Raw genomic sequence first — 15,190 nt, 5'->3', positions numbered from 1 at the left:
CTTAGAATATGAACCAGCTTACCAACTTCATGAACCCGGTCGCGAAGCCCGAAACCTTCGACATGATCAAGATCGGCATCGCGAGCCCCGAGCGCATCCGCTCGTGGTCGTTCGGCGAAATCAAGAAGCCCGAAACCATCAACTACCGCACGTTCAAGCCCGAGCGTGACGGCCTGTTCTGTGCGCGCATCTTTGGCCCGATCAAGGATTATGAATGCCTGTGCGGCAAGTATAAGCGCATGAAATACAAGGGCATCGTCTGCGAAAAATGCGGTGTCGAAGTCACGGTGACCAAGGTCCGCCGCGAGCGCATGGGCCACATCGAGCTCGCCGCGCCCGTCGCGCACATCTGGTTCCTGAAGTCGCTGCCGTCGCGCATCGGCCTGTTGCTCGACATGCAGCTGAAGCAGCTCGAGCGCGTCCTCTATTTCGAAGCCTATATCGTTCTTGAGCCCGGCCTGACCCCGCTCGAGAAGTTCCAGCTTCTGACCGAAGACGAACTGCTCGACGCGCAGGACGAATATGGCGAAGACGCTTTCTCGGCCGGCATCGGCGCCGAGGCGATCCGCGTGCTCCTCGAAAATCTCGATCTGGAGCAGGAACGCACCGATCTGATGGAAGATCTGGCGACGACGAAGTCGGAGCTCAAGCCCAAGAAGATCATCAAGCGCCTCAAGGTCGTGGAATCGTTCATCGAATCGGGCAACCGTCCCGAGTGGATGATCCTCGAAGTCGTGCCGGTGATCCCGCCCGAACTGCGCCCGCTGGTGCCGCTCGACGGCGGCCGCTTCGCGACGTCGGATCTCAACGACCTGTATCGCCGCGTGATCAACCGCAACAACCGCCTGAAGCGCCTGATGGAGCTGCGCGCGCCGGACATCATCGTCCGCAACGAAAAGCGCATGCTGCAGGAAGCCGTCGACGCATTGTTCGACAACGGCCGCCGCGGCCGTACGATCACGGGCGCGAACAAGCGTCCGCTGAAGTCGCTGTCCGACATGCTGAAGGGCAAGCAGGGCCGCTTCCGTCAGAACCTTCTCGGCAAGCGCGTCGACTATTCGGGCCGTTCGGTCATCGTGACCGGTCCCGAACTCAAGCTGCACCAGTGCGGCCTGCCGAAGAAGATGGCGCTCGAACTGTTCAAGCCGTTCATCTACGCGCGCCTCGACGCCAAGGGTCTGTCGATGACCCTGAAGCAGGCGAAGAAGTGGGTCGAAAAGGAACGCAAGGAAGTCTGGGACATCCTCGACGAAGTCATTCGCGAGCACCCGGTCCTCCTGAACCGCGCGCCGACGCTTCACCGCCTCGGCATCCAGGCGTTCGAGCCCGTGCTGATCGAAGGCAAGGCGATCCAGCTTCACCCGCTGGTCTGCGCCGCGTTCAACGCCGACTTCGACGGTGACCAGATGGCGGTCCACGTGCCGCTGTCGCTGGAAGCGCAGCTCGAAGCGCGCGTGCTGATGATGTCGACGAACAACATCCTCAGCCCCGCGAACGGCAAGCCGATCATCGTTCCGTCGCAGGACATGGTGCTGGGTCTCTATTATCTCTCGATGGAGCGCGAAGGCGAACCGGGCGAGGGCATGCTGCTCGCCGACATGGCCGAAGTGCATCAGGCGCTGTTCACCGGCGCGGTCACGCTGCACACGAAGGTGATCAGCCGCGTCCCGCAGACCGACGAGCAGGGCAATGAGTATCTCAAGCGCTTTGAGACCACGCCGGGCCGCATGCTGATCGGTGAATGCCTGCCGAAGTCGCACACTGTGCCCTTCGACGTCGTCAACCGCCTTCTGACCAAGAAGGAAATCGGCGACGTGATCGATCAGGTCTATCGTCACACCGGCCAGAAAGAGACCGTGTTGTTCGCCGACGCCATCATGGCGCTGGGCTTCCGCAACGCGTTCAAGGCGGGCATTTCCTTCGGCAAGGATGACATGATCATCCCGGAGTCGAAGGAAGGCATGGTCAACGAAACCCGTGCGTTGGTGAAGGATTTCGAGCAGCAGTATCAGGACGGCCTGATCACGCAGCAGGAAAAGTACAACAAGGCGATCGACGCCTGGTCGCAGTGCGGCGACAAGGTCGCGAACGCGATGATGGACGAAATCCGCGCCGAGCCGAAGGATCCGAAGACCGGCCGTCTGGCCCCGATCAACTCCATCTATATGATGGCGCACTCGGGTGCTCGTGGTTCGCAGGCCCAGATGAAGCAGCTCGCCGGCATGCGCGGCCTGATGGCCAAGCCGTCGGGCGAGATCATCGAAACGCCGATCATCTCGAACTTCAAGGAAGGCCTGACCGTTCTCGAGTATTTCAACTCGACCCACGGTGCGCGTAAGGGCCTGGCCGATACGGCGCTCAAGACGGCAAACTCGGGTTACCTGACCCGCCGTCTGGTCGACGTGTCGCAGGACTGCGTCGTGATCGAGGAAGATTGCGGCACCGAACGCGGCATGGAAATGCGTGCGATCATCCAGGGCGGTTCGACGATCGCCTCGCTGGGCGAACGCATCCTCGGCCGTACCACGCTCGAAGACGTCGTCGACAAGGACGGCAATGTCATCGCTCCGGTGGGCACCTTGCTCGACGAACCGACGACGCAGCGGATCGAGGACGCCGAAGTCCAGTCGGTCAAGATCCGTTCGCCGCTGGTCTGCGAAGCGGTGCTGGGTGTTTGCGGAAAATGCTATGGCCGCGACCTCGCGCGCGGAACGCCGGTCAACATCGGTGAAGCTGTCGGCGTTATCGCCGCGCAGTCGATCGGTGAGCCGGGCACGCAGCTGACGATGCGTACGTTCCACATCGGTGGTGCGGCGCAGGTCAACGAGCAGTCGAACGCCGAAGCGATTTCGGATGGTACGATCGAATATCGTGACATGGCGACGATCGTCGACCAGCGCGGCCGCCGTCTGGCGCTGTCGCGTTCGGGCGAAATCGCGATCATCGACGCCGAAGGCCGCGAACGCGCGACGCACAAGCTGCCCTATGGTGCACAGATCATGCACAAGGACGGTGAGAAGGTGAAGAAGGGCGACCGGATTGCCGAATGGGATCCGTTCACCATGCCGCTCATCACCGAAAAGCAGGGCGTCGTGAAGTATCAGGATCTGGAAGATACCAAGACCCTGATCGAACAGGTCGACGAAGCGACGGGCATCGCCCAGCGCGTCGTGATCGAATATCGCTCGGCGGGCCGCGCCAAGAAGGAAGACCTTCAGCCGCGCCTGACCTTGCTCGACGACCAGTCGGGCGAAGCGGCACGCTACCTGCTCGCAGTCGGCACGATGTTGTCGGTCGAGGACGGTCAGGAAGTGCAGGCGGGCGACGTTCTGGCGCGTGTCAGCCGCGAAGCGTCGAAGACGCGCGACATCACCGGCGGTCTGCCGCGTGTTGCCGAGCTGTTCGAAGCGCGCATTCCGAAGGACAACAGCGTTATCGCGAAGATCAGCGGCCGCATTGAATTCGTCAAGGATTACAAGGCGAAGCGCAAGATCGCGATCGTTCCGGAAGAAGGCGATTCGATCGAGTACCTCATTCCCAAGTCGAAGGTCCTCGAAGTGCAGGAAGGCGACCAGGTCAAGCGCGGCGACGCACTGATCAGCGGTTCGCCGAACCCGCACGACATCCTCGACGTCATGGGCGTGGAAGCACTCGCCGAATATCTCGTCGCGGAAATCCAGGAAGTCTATCGACTGCAGGGCGTGAAGATCAACGACAAGCACATCGAGGTGATCGTTCGCCAGATGCTGCAGAAGGTCGAGATCACGGCGGGCGGCGACACCACGTTGCTGCCGGGCGAACAGCTCGATTATCTGGAGATGATGGAATATAACGCCAAGCTGCCGAAGAATGGCGTGCCTGCGGAGGGCCGTCCGGTCCTTCTCGGCATCACCAAAGCGTCGCTGCAGACGCGCAGCTTCGTTTCGGCGGCATCCTTCCAGGAGACGACGCGCGTTCTCACCGAGGCTTCGGTGCAGGGCAAGATCGACTCGCTGCAGGGCCTCAAGGAAAACGTCATCGTCGGCCGCCTCATCCCGGCGGGCACCGGCGCTGCCATGAACCGCGTTCGCGTCACCGCGTCGAGCAAGGATGCCGCGCTGCGCGCCTCCATGCGCGCCGCGAACCAGGAGCATCTGATTGCGCCTGCGACCGCTGCCGAAGAGCATGCCGCCGAACTGGCGCAGGGCCCGGAAGCTGCGATCGGTGACGATCCGCTGGGTGTCGTCGAAGGCGAGACCCACGGCAGCGATGCCGATGCCGGCGATTACCTGATCAAGGACGAGGAGGCGTAAGCCTGACCCCCGTTCCCGGGTAACAGCCTGAAAAGACAAGCCCCGCCGGAGCGATCCGGCGGGGCTTTTTCTTTGGCGGCTTTGGAGCCGAGAGCGGACGGTGGGATCCTTACCCTTCGTCATCCCGGACTTGATCCGGGATCCCGCTTTTAAAAGGCGTCGGCAGACTGCGACATCAAGCGGGACCCCGGATCAAGTCCGGGGTGACGCGAGTGTTGGAGTCTGCAATTGGTCGCTAGCCGACAAATAGAAAAGGGCCCACCGGGGTGGCCGGTGAGCCCTTGGTCCTGGGAATATGCGGGCCGGTGCGACTGCGCCCTTAAGGCGTCCGGCCCTTGGCTGTCCTAGGGCGCGAGGATCGCGACGGCGAGGTACAGCAGCAGAGGCAGGCCGAAGCCCAAAAGCGTCAGGGCGACAAAGCCGACGCGCGTCCACAAGACGTCGATGCCGAACTGGTCTGACATCCCGGCGCACACACCGAAAATCATCCCGTCGCGACGATTCTTGCGAAAACCCTGTTTCATTTCTTTCCTTTCGATCCCGGCCTTCGGGCCGGCGTTATTGGCGGGTTAGGGGACTGGTCAGGCGACCAGTCCGCCGAAGTGCACAGCGTTCGGGCCGACAGCGGCGAGGAACATCATCGAGCAGTAAAGCGAGGCAACGGCGGCGATCGCGTAGCTCTTGAACGAGTCGACATTGAAATGGGCCATGATATTTTCCTTCCTTGAACCTTCCATTCCGGGCCATCCGGTGGATGTCGACACTATTGCAGGGACCGTGCCAATTTCATTCATTGGCGGTTAAGTGGGGTTTTTGGGTTTGCGACAGATTATTTCGTCGCGAAAAATGCGCCAAGGTGGTGAAAATTCCCGCTCGTCGGAAAATATTCAACGGAACTATGCGCGGCGTCGGACTGGAATCGCGCGGGGGGCTGGGGTAGGCGGACAGGCAGATGACGCTGACCCGCCTTTCGCTGACCGATTTTCGCAATCATGCCGGCGCGGACATGGCGGCCGCCCCGGGGCTTGTCGCGCTGCACGGCGACAATGGCGCGGGCAAGACCAACATATTGGAAGCGATCTCGCTGCTCGCGCCCGGCCGCGGCCTCCGTCGTGCGGCGTTGTCCGATATGGTGCGCGACGGCGCGGGCGGCGGCTTTGCCGTCTTCGCCGAGGTTCAGGCGGGTGCCGAGCTCGCGCCGGTGGCGTTGGGAACCGGGATCGAGGCCGCGCAGCCCGGGCGGCGGATCGTACGCATCAATGGCGCGACCGCCGCCGCGACCGCGCTCGGCGACTGGCTGGCGGTCCTGTGGCTGACCCCCGCGATGGACCGGCTGTTCGTCGAGACCGCGGGCAACCGGCGGCGCTTCCTCGACCGCCTCGTACTCGCGCTCGACCCGCGGCACGCGCAGCACAGCAATCGTTATGAGGCGGCGCTCCGTGCACGGGGCAAACTGCTCGCCGATCCGGGCCAAGCCGACCAGCAATGGCTGACGAGCCTCGAAGCGCAGCTCGCCGAACATGGCGCGGCGATGGATGCGGCGCGGCAGAATATGCTCGCGGGGCTATCGGCCGAACTCGCGGGCCAGCCCGACGCACCCTTCGCGCGCCCGCTATTGACACTGGTCGACAGCGAAGGTGCCGCGCGGGCGGCGCCGCACGACGTCGAGGCGCTCAAATCGCTCTTCGCATCCCGCCGCCGCATCGACACCGCCGCGGGGCGCGCGACCGCCGGACCGCACCGTGACGATCTCTCCGCCGTCCACGCCGCGACCGGCCGCGCCGCGGCGCGCTGTTCGACCGGCGAGCAAAAGGCGATGTTGCTCTCGCTCGTCCTCGCGCATAGCGACAGCGTCGCGCGCGCGCGTGCTCAAAGGCCCGTGCTGCTGCTCGACGAGGTCGCCGCGCACCTCGACCCGCTGCGCCGCGGCGCGCTCTACGAGCGGCTGGCGGGGCAGGGCGGGCAGGCGTGGCTGACTGGGACCGAGGCGGCGCTGTTCGACGACATGCCGGGGCCGGTGACGCGCTTCCGGATCGCGGGCGGGCGGATCGCGGCGGCCTAGCTATTGGCCCATGACCATAATCGACGCCGCGCTTCTAATACCTCGTCATTCCCGCGAAAGCGGGAACCCAGGGCTCGGCCAGCCGACGGATGCACTGGGTCCCCGCTTTCGCGGGGATGACGAAAATGGGGATGGCAACTCACCACCCCATAGAAGTCGACTGATTCAAAGAATCTCGAGCACCAAATCCTGCGGGCGGCACAGGCGCACACCCTTATCGGTTTCGACGATCGGGCGCTCGACATAAGCGGGGTTGGCGGCCATCGCGGCGATGATCGCGTCGTCGCTTGCATTCTTCAATCCGCGTTCCTCGGCATCGGTGCCGCGCAGGCGCAGCGCGTCGCGCGCGGTCAGCCCGGCGTCCTTGAACAGCTGGCGCAGCTTGTCCGCGCTGTACGGGTTTTTCAGATATTCGACGACCGTCAGCGCGACGCCGGGCGTTTCCTGAAGAATCGCCAGCGTCTTGCGCGAGGTGCCGCAAGCGGGGTTGTGCCAGATGGTCGCGTTCATGGCGCGTGTCCTAACGCAGCCTTACAGCAGCGTAAACTCGCTATTCATGGCATATATGGCACATCTTCCCGCATGAAGGGGAACCATCAGCTTGCCTTTCGCGGCCAACACACGACTTATGCAAAGTCGAAGGACCGTAAAAGGCGGCCAATGCGGGGTTGGGTTGCAAGTGAATGAATTGATCGATCGACGGGCGATGTTGGCAGCGATGGCTGGGGCGGGGGCGATGGCCGCCGTGCCCGCACGCGCACAACTCCCGGGCTGGATTCAGCAGCCGGTGGCGCCTTTGCCGCCGCCGGTCGATTATCTCGCCGTGGCGAAGAAGCAGCTCGGGATGCAGGGACGCAATATCCCGCAGAGCGACCGCGTCGGCGTCGTCGATTTCGGCCTGCCGTCGTCGCGCCCGCGCTTTGCGCTGGTCGATATGGTCGCGGGCAAGGTCGACATGTTCCCCGTGACGCACGGCCGCGGATCGGACCCGCAGCACGACGGCTGGCTCAAAAATTTCTCGAACCGCATGGGCTCGCTCGCGACCTCGCGCGGCGCGTATCGCACCAGCGACTATTATTGGGGCGCCAACGGATCGTCGATGCGGCTAGCGGGACTCGAGCCCGACAATTATTCGGCCGACCAGCGCGCGATCGTCGTGCACGGCGCCTGGTACGCCGATCCGGCATTGATCGCGACGCAGGGCAAGCTGGGGCGCAGCGAAGGCTGCTTCGTGTTCGGCGAAGAGCTGCTGCCGATGATCCTCTACAAGCTCGGGCCGGGGCGCTTGCTGTTCGCCGACCGGCTGAGCGTGCCGCCGCCGATGCCCAGGCCGTTCGAACTGCCGCCCTCCGACCCGCTTCCGGGCATGGAGAATCTGCGGCGCGCGAGCTCGATCAGCGGGCCACTGCCAAAGACGGCGGACTAAGCGCTTCCACCAGCCACCCCGGCGATGCGCGCATTCGACGAACCTCTATTCAGATGGTTCGTCGATGCTCGTCGGAGCGCGGTAGCAGGATTGTCGCGAGGCCCAGCAGGGGCAGATAGGCGCAAAATTTATACACCCAGACGATGCCATAAAGGTCGGCAAGCTGGCCGAGCCCGGCCGCGCCGATCCCGCTGATCCCGAACATCAGGCCGAACATCAACCCCGACACCAGCCCGACGCGGCCCGGGACGAGTTCCTGTGCATAGACCACCAGCGCGGCGAACGCCGACGACATGATCAGGCCGATCGAAATGGCGAAGATCGCCGTCCAGAAAAGATTGGCGTGCGGCAGGATCATCGCAAAGGGCGCGACGCCGAGGAAGGACGCCCAGATCACGGCTTTCCGGCCGATGCGATCGCCCACCGGTCCGCCGGCGAAGGTCCCGACCGCGATCGCGGCGAGGAAGCAGAAGAGATAGAATTGGGACTCGCGCGCGGTCAGCTCGAAGCGTTCGATGAGGTAGAAGGTGAAATAGTTGGTGAAGGCGCCGATGTAGATGAACTTCGCGAACATCAGGATGCCGATTGCCGAAAGCGCGCGAATGATTTCGCCGCGGCTGTACGGCGAGGCATGGACGGCGGCGGGGGCGCTGGCCTGCGTCCGGCTCTGCTGCACTCTCCAGCGCGTGACGCCGAAGAGCACCCAGATCGCCGCGACGGCGACGAAGGCGAGCCAGCCGACAGCGGTCTGTCCGAACGGGAGGATGATCGCCGACGCGACGATGGGGCCGAGGGCGGAACCCGTGTTTCCGCCAACCTGAAACGCCGACTGGGCGGTGCCGAAGCGGCCGCCCGACGCCATTCGCGCGACGCGCGATGCCTCCGGATGGAAGGTCGCCGACCCGACGCCGATGACGGCGGAGGCGAGGATCAGCGCCGAATAGCTGTCCGCCATCGCGAGGCCGCCGACGCCGGCGAGCGTGACGATCATGCCCAGCGGCAACAGATAGGGCAGCGGACGCTTGTCGGTATAGAGCCCGACCCATGGTTGCAGCAGCGAGGCGGTGACCTGATAGATCAGAGCGATCCAGCCGATCTGGCCGAAGCTCAGATGATATTTTTCCTTGAGCATCGGGTAGATCGCCGGAAGCACGGCCTGGATCAGGTCGTTCAGAAGATGCGCGAAAGCGACGGCGCCGACGATCTGCACGACGAGCTTGGGGCCGTCCTGACGCGGCGCGGCGGGCGGGAGCATATCGGGGGAGGCGGGCAGGCTGGCGGCGGAATCGGTCACGATCGGGTCTTTCGCTTTTCGGGAAGCGCGCCTCTAGCAAGGGTGTTTATTTCCCGCTTGCTTGTATGAGCCAATCATTTCTGCGAGTGGGACATGATGCAATTTTATCCCGACGAGAATGATCATGTGGCCCGGCCGGTCATTGCGATCGGCCACGATTATCCGGACTCGTTCGAGCTGGCCGAGCATCGGCACCGCCGCAGCCAGTTTCTCTATGCCGCGAGCGGCGTGATGGCGGTCAGCACACCCTCGGGCGCCTGGGTGGCGCCGCCCGAACGTGCGGTCTGGATCCCCGGCGGCACGCCGCATTCGGTGCGCATGGTGGGGGCGGTGCAGACGCGCAGCGTTCTCGTCGAACCCGGAGAATGTGCCGGGCGGGGGTTCCAGTGTCAGGTCGTCGGCGTGTCGCCCTTGCTTCGCCACCTGCTGTCCGCCGCCGCGCATGTGACGCCCGAATATGATGTCGCCGGGCGCGACGGGCTGGTCATGCATCTGCTGATGGCGGAAATCGACGCGGCGCCGCCGATCCCGCTGGCGGTTCCCTTTCCGTCGCATCCCGCGCTCGCAAGGCGATGCCACGCCTTCCTCGAGCGGCCGAACGCGGCTGCGACGATCGATGAATGGGCCGATGCCATGGGAATGAACCGCCGCAGCTTCACCCGGCTCTTCCGGCGCGAGACGGCGATGAGCTTTGCCGAATGGCGCCAGCAGGCATGCCTGTCGGTTGCCCTTCCGAAACTGGCGGCGGGGGAGCCGGTGACGTCGATTGCCTATGATCTCGGCTATGATGGTCCGGGCAATTTTTCCACAATGTTCAAGCGCGTGCTCGGCGTTCCGCCGAGCCGCTACCGCTTGCCGTGATATATTCGGAGCCGTCGCCTAAGTGTTCTTGCTCAATAAATGCCGCTGGTCCCCGGCGTCGTGACACGCGCGGTCGTCGTCACCGTCGGGACCACGGGGGGCGGCGTCGGCGCGATGATCGTCGCGGTCGGGCGGCCGGGCTGGGAAAAGCTCGCCACGACGGGCGCGTCGCGGCCATAGATATCGGCGAGCTTCTTGGTGCCGCCCTTGCCGTCGGGAATGACGGTCCAATAGGCGACATAGACGGGGAAGGGGTTCTCGAACCCGAAGCGCGTCGTCGCACCGCTGGCGATCGCCTCGCCGAATTCTTCGGGGCTTTTCCCGGCGAACATCACTGCCATCAGGCCCGAGAAGTGCAGGGCGCGCTCGGTACGGATGCAGCCATGGCTGAACGCACGCGCCGCGGCGGCAAACGCGCCCTTCGACGGCGTGTCGTGCAGATAGATGGCGTGCGGGTTGAGCATCTCCATCTTCATCACGCCCAGCGCGTTGTTCGCGCCGGCCTTTTGCACGACCGACAGCGTCTTGCCGCTGCCCGTCCAGGTATAGCCCTGCGCGCGCGCCGCTGCCGGGTTGCGCGCGATCGTGGCGCCGATGCCTTCGTTGATGATGCTGCGCGGCAGCGTCCACGTCGGGTTGACGATGATGCCCGTCGCCATCGGGTTGAGCTGCGGCGTCGGGGTCGCCGACTTGCCTACGACGGCCTTGTGCGTCGCGATGATCGTGCCGCCATGGACGACGCGCGTCAGATATTCGGGGACGTTGCTGACGACATAACGTTCGCCGAGCGCGCGCGGCATCCAGCGCCAGCGTTCCATGTTGACGCGGATCGCATTGGCGTCGGCGGTTGTCTTCGCTTTTTTGAGCGACGCCTTGAGCGCCGCGAAATCGGGATGCACGGGGTCGAGCGTCGCGAGCGTCTCGCTGACGGTTCCCGCACCGAGCGCCGCGGCGAGCAGCGACAGCAGGGGCTCGCTGTCGCCATCGCTGTCGACCATGAACCACTGCTTGCGCGCCGCATTGGGCGTCCGCCCGTCGCGCAGGTGCGTCGCGAGCAGCAGGAAGGTATCGGTCGCGGTCTTGTCGAGCCGCGCCTGATCGCCGCTCATGATCGCGGCGGCGAGCGCATCGGGGCTATAATCCTTCGCGAACAGCCCTTCGGCGCCGATGCCCTCGATCGATACCAGCAGCGCCTCGGCATTCTGCTTCGACCAGCTCGGCAAATTCGCTTCGGCCGCGGTTTCGACCACGGGGGCGTCGTCCTGCACCTTGTCGGGCTGGAGGATCACCGAATCCTCCTTGACCCCCGGCTGCGCGAAAGCGGGCACCGCGAGCAGGCTCAGCGGAAGAAGAAGCGCCGCAGCTGGACGCGCCGAAAAGGGGGAGTTTTTGACCATGGTTAAAGCCCATAGCCAAAAAGCATCCGCAGTTAAAGTGAGCTGCCGCACACTCCGTCGCAAGAATAGATGTCAGGCTTTCGCCGCCTCATCCTGCTTTGCCAGCCATTCCTCGAGCCACTTGATCGTATAGTCGCCGTGGATGACGTCGGGGTCGGCGAGCAGCGCCTGATGCAGCGGGATGTTCGTCTTGACCCCCGCGATCACCATTTCCTCGAGCGCGCGGCGCATCCGCATCATGCAGCTTTCGCGCGTGCGGCCGTAAACGATCAGCTTGCCGATCATGCTGTCGTAATAGGGCGGGATCGAATAGCCGGCATAAAGCCCGCTATCGACGCGTACATGCATGCCGCCCGCGGCGTGGTAATTGGTAACCTTGCCCGGCGAGGGCAGGAAGGTGCGCGGGTCCTCGGCATTGATGCGGCATTCCATCGAATGGCCGCGGAATTCCAGGTCTTCCTGTTTCACCGACAGGTCCGATCCGCCCGCGATCCGAATCTGTTCGCGGACGAGGTCGAAACCAGTGATCATTTCGGTCACTGGATGCTCGACCTGGATGCGCGTGTTCATCTCGATGAAGAAGAACTCGCCATTTTCCCATAGGAATTCGATCGTGCCGGCGCCGCGATAGTGCATCGCCGCCATCGCGTCGGCGCACACCTTGCCCATGCGCGCGCGTTCCTCGGCCGAGATGATCGGCGACGGGGCTTCTTCGAGCACTTTCTGGTGGCGGCGCTGGAGCGAGCAGTCGCGCTCGCCAAGATGGATCGCAGTCCCCCGGCCGTCACCGAACACCTGGAATTCGATGTGGCGCGGGTTGCCGAGATATTTTTCCATGTAAACGGTCGGATCGCCGAACGCTGCCGCCGCTTCGCTCGACGCCTGACCCATCAGGCTTTCGAGGCTGTCAGCGTCGGGGACGACCTTCATGCCCCTGCCGCCGCCGCCCGATGCGGCCTTGATCAGCACCGGATAGCCGATTTCCTCGGCCATTTTCCGGCATTCTTCGCCATAGGTAACCGCGCCCGGCGAGCCCGGAACGACCGGCAGGCCGAGCGCGACCGCAGTGCGCTTCGCTTCGACCTTGTCGCCCATCGTGCGGATATGCTCGGGCTTCGGCCCGACGAAGATCATGTCATGCGCTTCGATGATTTCGGCGAAACGCTCGTTTTCGGACAGGAAGCCATAGCCCGGGTGGATCGCGTCGGCGCCGGTGATTTCGGCGGCCGAGATGATCGCGGGGATGTTGAGATAGCTGTCCTTCGCTGCGGGCGGACCGATGCACACCGCTTCGTCGGCAAGGCGGACGTGCATCGCGTCGGCGTCGGCGGTCGAATGGACCGCGACGGTCTTGATGCCCATTTCATGGCACGCGCGATGGATGCGCAGCGCGATCTCGCCGCGGTTGGCGATCAGGAGCTTTTCGATGGCCATTTTTTTGATCAGCCGATGGTGAACAGCGGCTGGTCGAATTCGACCGGCTGGCTGTTCTCGACATGCACGGCCTTCAGCGTGCCCGACGCCGGCGCGGTGATCGGGTTCATCACCTTCATCGCCTCGACGATGAGGACCGTGTCGCCGGCCTTTACCGCCGAACCGATCGCGGCGAAATTCGGTGCGCCGGGTTCGGGCGAGAGATAGACGGTGCCGACCATCGGCGATTTGACGGCGTCGGCGAAGCTGTCGGCGGCCGGAGCCGCGGCAGCAGCGGGCGCTGCGGCGGTGGCCGGGGCGGCTGCGGCAACCGGCGCGGCGGCGGGAGCGTAAGCGACGGGCGCGGCGTTCAGCGTGCGCGCGACGCGGATTTTGCGCTCGCCGTCCTCGACTTCGATTTCGGACAATCCGGTGTCGTCGAGCAGCTCGGCGAGCGCGCGGACGTAGGCCGGATCGACGTTGATGCCATTGTCTTTATGGTCACCCATGAGAATATTTCCTGTTGTTGCGGCGCCGTTGGATGCGGCGCTCTGACCCCGTTTTTGATGCGCCCTATTGTCAGAGACGGGCGGCGGCGTCCAGCGCCAGCGTATAGCTGTTCGCGCCATGCCCGGCAAAATGCGCCACCGCGGCCATGCCGACATAGCTGATGTGCCGGAATTCCTCGCGCGTCATCGGGTCCGACAGATGGACCTCGATCACCGGCACCTTGATCGACCGGATCGCGTCGTGGATCGCGATCGAGGTGTGCGTATAGCCGCCGGCGTTGAGCAGCACCGCCTTGGCGCCCGCGATATAGGCTTCGTGCAGCCAGTCGATCAGCACACCCTCATGGTTCGTCTGGCGGCATTCGACGCGCAGCCCCAGCTCGTCCGCCTGCGCCTCGAGCCGCGCGTGGATGTCGTTCAGCGTGTCGTTCCCGTAAATCTCGGGCTCGCGGGTGCCGAGCAGGTTGAGGTTGGGGCCGGAGAAGACAAAGACGGTCGGCTTGTCGGTACGCTCGTTGGTCAAGGGTTTGGCTTTCGGTTGCGAGGAGGCGCGCTCCCCCTATATGGGCTGCTCGGCAAAAGGCAAAGCAAGGCGGATTCCCCAGTGATCTCGGTCATCCTCAACGGCGAACGACGGCAGGTGCGCGAAGGCAGCATCGCCGACCTCGTCGCCTCGCTCGGCCTCGACGTGAAGAAGGTCGCGGTCGAGCGCAACCGCGAGATCGTGCCGCGCTCGACGCTCGCCGAGGTCGCGCTCGCCGAGGGCGATGCGCTCGAAATCGTGCATTTCGTGGGGGGCGGTTGATGCCGGTCGCACGGATCATACCCAACCGCTATGCCGGCGACGCGCGGGCCGGCGAAGGCTTTTTCAACGATGTGCTGGGGCTGGAAACCGCGATGGCGATGGATTTCATCACCATCTATCGCTCGGGCACCCAGCCGATGGCGCAGATCAGCATCCTGACCGGGGATCCATCGGGGCTGCGTCCCGCCTATTCGGTCGGTGTCGACGATGTCGATGCTGTGCATGCGCGGGCCGTCGCGGCAGGGCACGAGATAGTCTACGCCCTGCGCGACGAGCCGTGGGGCGTCCGCCGGTTTTTCGTTCGCGATCCGCTCGGCGACATCGCGAATGTGGTACAGAATAAGGATTAAATGTGGACAAGATCGACAGTTGGACCGTCGCCGGCCGGACTTTCACATCGCGCCTGATCGTCGGCACCGGAAAATATAAGGATTTCGAGCAGAATGCCGCGGCGGTCGCGGCGTCGGGCGCGGAAATCGTCACCGTCGCGGTGCGGCGCGTCAATGTCTCTGACCCGACGGCGCCGATGCTCACCGACTTTATCGATCCCAAAAAGATCACCTATCTTCCCAACACCGCGGGCTGCTTCAACGCCGACGACGCGATCCGCACCTTGCGGCTGGCGCGCGAGGCCGGCGGCTGGGATCTGGTGAAGCTCGAGGTGCTCGGCGAGGCGAAGACGCTCTATCCGAACATGCGCGAGACGCTGGAGGCGACCGAAGTGCTCGCTAAGGAAGGCTTCCTGCCGATGGTCTATTGCGTCGACGATCCGATCGCCGCGAAGCAATTGGAAGACGCAGGCGCGGTCGCGGTGATGCCTTTGGGCGCGCCGATCGGCTCGGGCCTCGGCATCCAGAATCGCGTCACGATCCGCCTGATCGTCGAAGGCGCCTCGGTGCCGGTGCTCGTCGATGCGGGGGTCGGGACGGCGAGCGACGCCGCGGTGGCGATGGAACTCGGCTGCGACGGCGTGCTGATGAACACCGCGATTGCTGAAGCGAAAGACCCGATCCGTATGGCGCGCGCGATGAAGCTGGCGGTCGAGGCGGGACGCGATTCCTATCTCGCGGGGCGCATGGGCGTTCGGCGCTACGCCGATCCGTCGAGCCCGCTGGCGGGGCTCATCTAAGC

The 15,190-nt window shown here is 64.4% G+C and carries 15 protein-coding genes; 7 read left to right on the top strand and 8 right to left on the bottom strand.

Annotation, left to right across the window (positions count from 1 at the left end; genetic code table 11):
• Positions 1-8: 8 nt before the first annotated feature.
• Positions 9-4,292: a DNA-directed RNA polymerase subunit beta' gene (rpoC, locus tag ACTJI5_RS16165; RefSeq protein WP_058539958.1), complete on the top strand. Its 4,284-nt coding sequence runs from the start codon at positions 9-11 to the stop codon at positions 4,290-4,292.
• A 344-nt stretch (positions 4,293-4,636) separates the two neighbouring features.
• On the opposite strand, the gene ACTJI5_RS16160 is transcribed toward rpoC, so the two are convergent.
• Together ACTJI5_RS16160 and ACTJI5_RS16155 are read right to left on the bottom strand one after the other, a co-directional pair.
• The gene (locus ACTJI5_RS16160) at positions 4,637-4,816 is read right to left on the bottom strand and encodes a PspC domain-containing protein (RefSeq protein ID WP_039580111.1); all 180 of its coding nucleotides are present in this window, start codon (positions 4,814-4,816) and stop codon (positions 4,637-4,639) included.
• Between the two features lie 57 nt (positions 4,817-4,873).
• Positions 4,874-5,002, bottom strand: a complete 129-nt coding sequence (locus ACTJI5_RS16155) for a hypothetical protein (RefSeq protein ID WP_269433267.1) — start codon at positions 5,000-5,002, stop codon at positions 4,874-4,876.
• A 242-nt stretch (positions 5,003-5,244) separates the two neighbouring features.
• On the opposite strand from ACTJI5_RS16155, the gene recF reads away from it, so the two are divergent.
• Complete coding sequence (gene recF / locus ACTJI5_RS16150) at positions 5,245-6,354, top strand: DNA replication/repair protein RecF (protein WP_440861023.1); 1,110 nt, start codon at positions 5,245-5,247, stop codon at positions 6,352-6,354.
• Between the two features lie 165 nt (positions 6,355-6,519).
• On the opposite strand, the gene arsC is transcribed toward recF, so the two are convergent.
• Entirely contained in the window at positions 6,520-6,864 is a 345-nt protein-coding gene (gene arsC / locus ACTJI5_RS16145) for an arsenate reductase (glutaredoxin) (protein WP_440861022.1), read from the bottom strand.
• Positions 6,865-7,090: 226 nt separating this feature from the next.
• On the opposite strand from arsC, the gene ACTJI5_RS16140 reads away from it, so the two are divergent.
• Entirely contained in the window at positions 7,091-7,780 is a 690-nt protein-coding gene (locus ACTJI5_RS16140; protein ID WP_440861021.1) for a murein L,D-transpeptidase catalytic domain family protein, read from the top strand.
• 49 nt (positions 7,781-7,829) lie between these two features.
• Here the strand turns inward: ACTJI5_RS16140 and ACTJI5_RS16135 are convergent, their stop codons facing one another.
• Positions 7,830-9,074, bottom strand: coding sequence for an MFS transporter (locus tag ACTJI5_RS16135; protein ID WP_440861020.1), 1,245 nt, complete (start codon positions 9,072-9,074; stop codon positions 7,830-7,832).
• A gap of 93 nt (positions 9,075-9,167) precedes the next feature.
• Here ACTJI5_RS16135 and ACTJI5_RS16130 point away from each other — a divergent pair, with 93 nt between their 5' ends.
• Positions 9,168-9,935 carry an AraC family transcriptional regulator gene (locus ACTJI5_RS16130; protein ID WP_310252898.1) on the top strand — a complete coding sequence of 256 codons (768 nt, stop codon included), beginning with the start codon at positions 9,168-9,170 and terminating at the stop codon, positions 9,933-9,935.
• A 32-nt stretch (positions 9,936-9,967) separates the two neighbouring features.
• Here ACTJI5_RS16130 and ACTJI5_RS16125 read toward each other — a convergent pair whose 3' ends face one another.
• From ACTJI5_RS16125 to ACTJI5_RS16110, 4 genes are all read right to left on the bottom strand, one after another.
• Complete coding sequence (locus tag ACTJI5_RS16125) at positions 9,968-11,332, bottom strand: L,D-transpeptidase family protein (protein WP_440861019.1); 1,365 nt, start codon at positions 11,330-11,332, stop codon at positions 9,968-9,970.
• Between the two features lie 72 nt (positions 11,333-11,404).
• Positions 11,405-12,766, bottom strand: coding sequence for an acetyl-CoA carboxylase biotin carboxylase subunit (gene accC / locus ACTJI5_RS16120; protein WP_058539962.1), 1,362 nt, complete (start codon positions 12,764-12,766; stop codon positions 11,405-11,407).
• A gap of 8 nt (positions 12,767-12,774) precedes the next feature.
• The gene (gene accB / locus ACTJI5_RS16115) at positions 12,775-13,254 is read right to left on the bottom strand and encodes an acetyl-CoA carboxylase biotin carboxyl carrier protein (RefSeq protein ID WP_056373910.1); all 480 of its coding nucleotides are present in this window, start codon (positions 13,252-13,254) and stop codon (positions 12,775-12,777) included.
• Positions 13,255-13,324: 70 nt separating this feature from the next.
• On the bottom strand, positions 13,325-13,777 hold the full coding sequence (locus tag ACTJI5_RS16110) for a type II 3-dehydroquinate dehydratase (protein ID WP_440861018.1): 453 nt from the start codon (positions 13,775-13,777) through the stop codon (positions 13,325-13,327).
• A gap of 81 nt (positions 13,778-13,858) precedes the next feature.
• Between ACTJI5_RS16110 and thiS the strand changes: the two genes are divergently transcribed.
• Genes thiS through ACTJI5_RS16095 form a run of 3 tightly spaced genes read left to right on the top strand, consistent with a single transcriptional unit; the run spans position 13,859 to position 15,188 of the window.
• Positions 13,859-14,059 (top strand): sulfur carrier protein ThiS, encoded by a 201-nt coding sequence (gene thiS / locus ACTJI5_RS16105; protein WP_440861017.1) that lies wholly within the window; start codon positions 13,859-13,861, stop codon positions 14,057-14,059.
• A complete protein-coding gene (locus tag ACTJI5_RS16100; protein WP_440861016.1) occupies positions 14,059-14,409 on the top strand; it encodes a VOC family protein in 351 nt (116 codons plus the stop codon). Before thiS ends, ACTJI5_RS16100 begins: the two co-directional genes overlap by 1 nt.
• A gap of 2 nt (positions 14,410-14,411) precedes the next feature.
• Positions 14,412-15,188 carry a thiazole synthase gene (locus ACTJI5_RS16095; protein WP_440861015.1) on the top strand — a complete coding sequence of 259 codons (777 nt, stop codon included), beginning with the start codon at positions 14,412-14,414 and terminating at the stop codon, positions 15,186-15,188.
• The last annotated feature ends 2 nt before the right edge of the window (positions 15,189-15,190 follow it).

Source organism: Sphingopyxis sp. 22461 (assembly GCF_052044915.1).
Classification (GTDB): Bacteria; Pseudomonadota; Alphaproteobacteria; order Sphingomonadales; family Sphingomonadaceae; genus Sphingopyxis.
The sequence above is the reverse complement of the archived record's forward strand: the minus strand, read 5'-3'. Positions and strand labels throughout refer to the sequence as shown.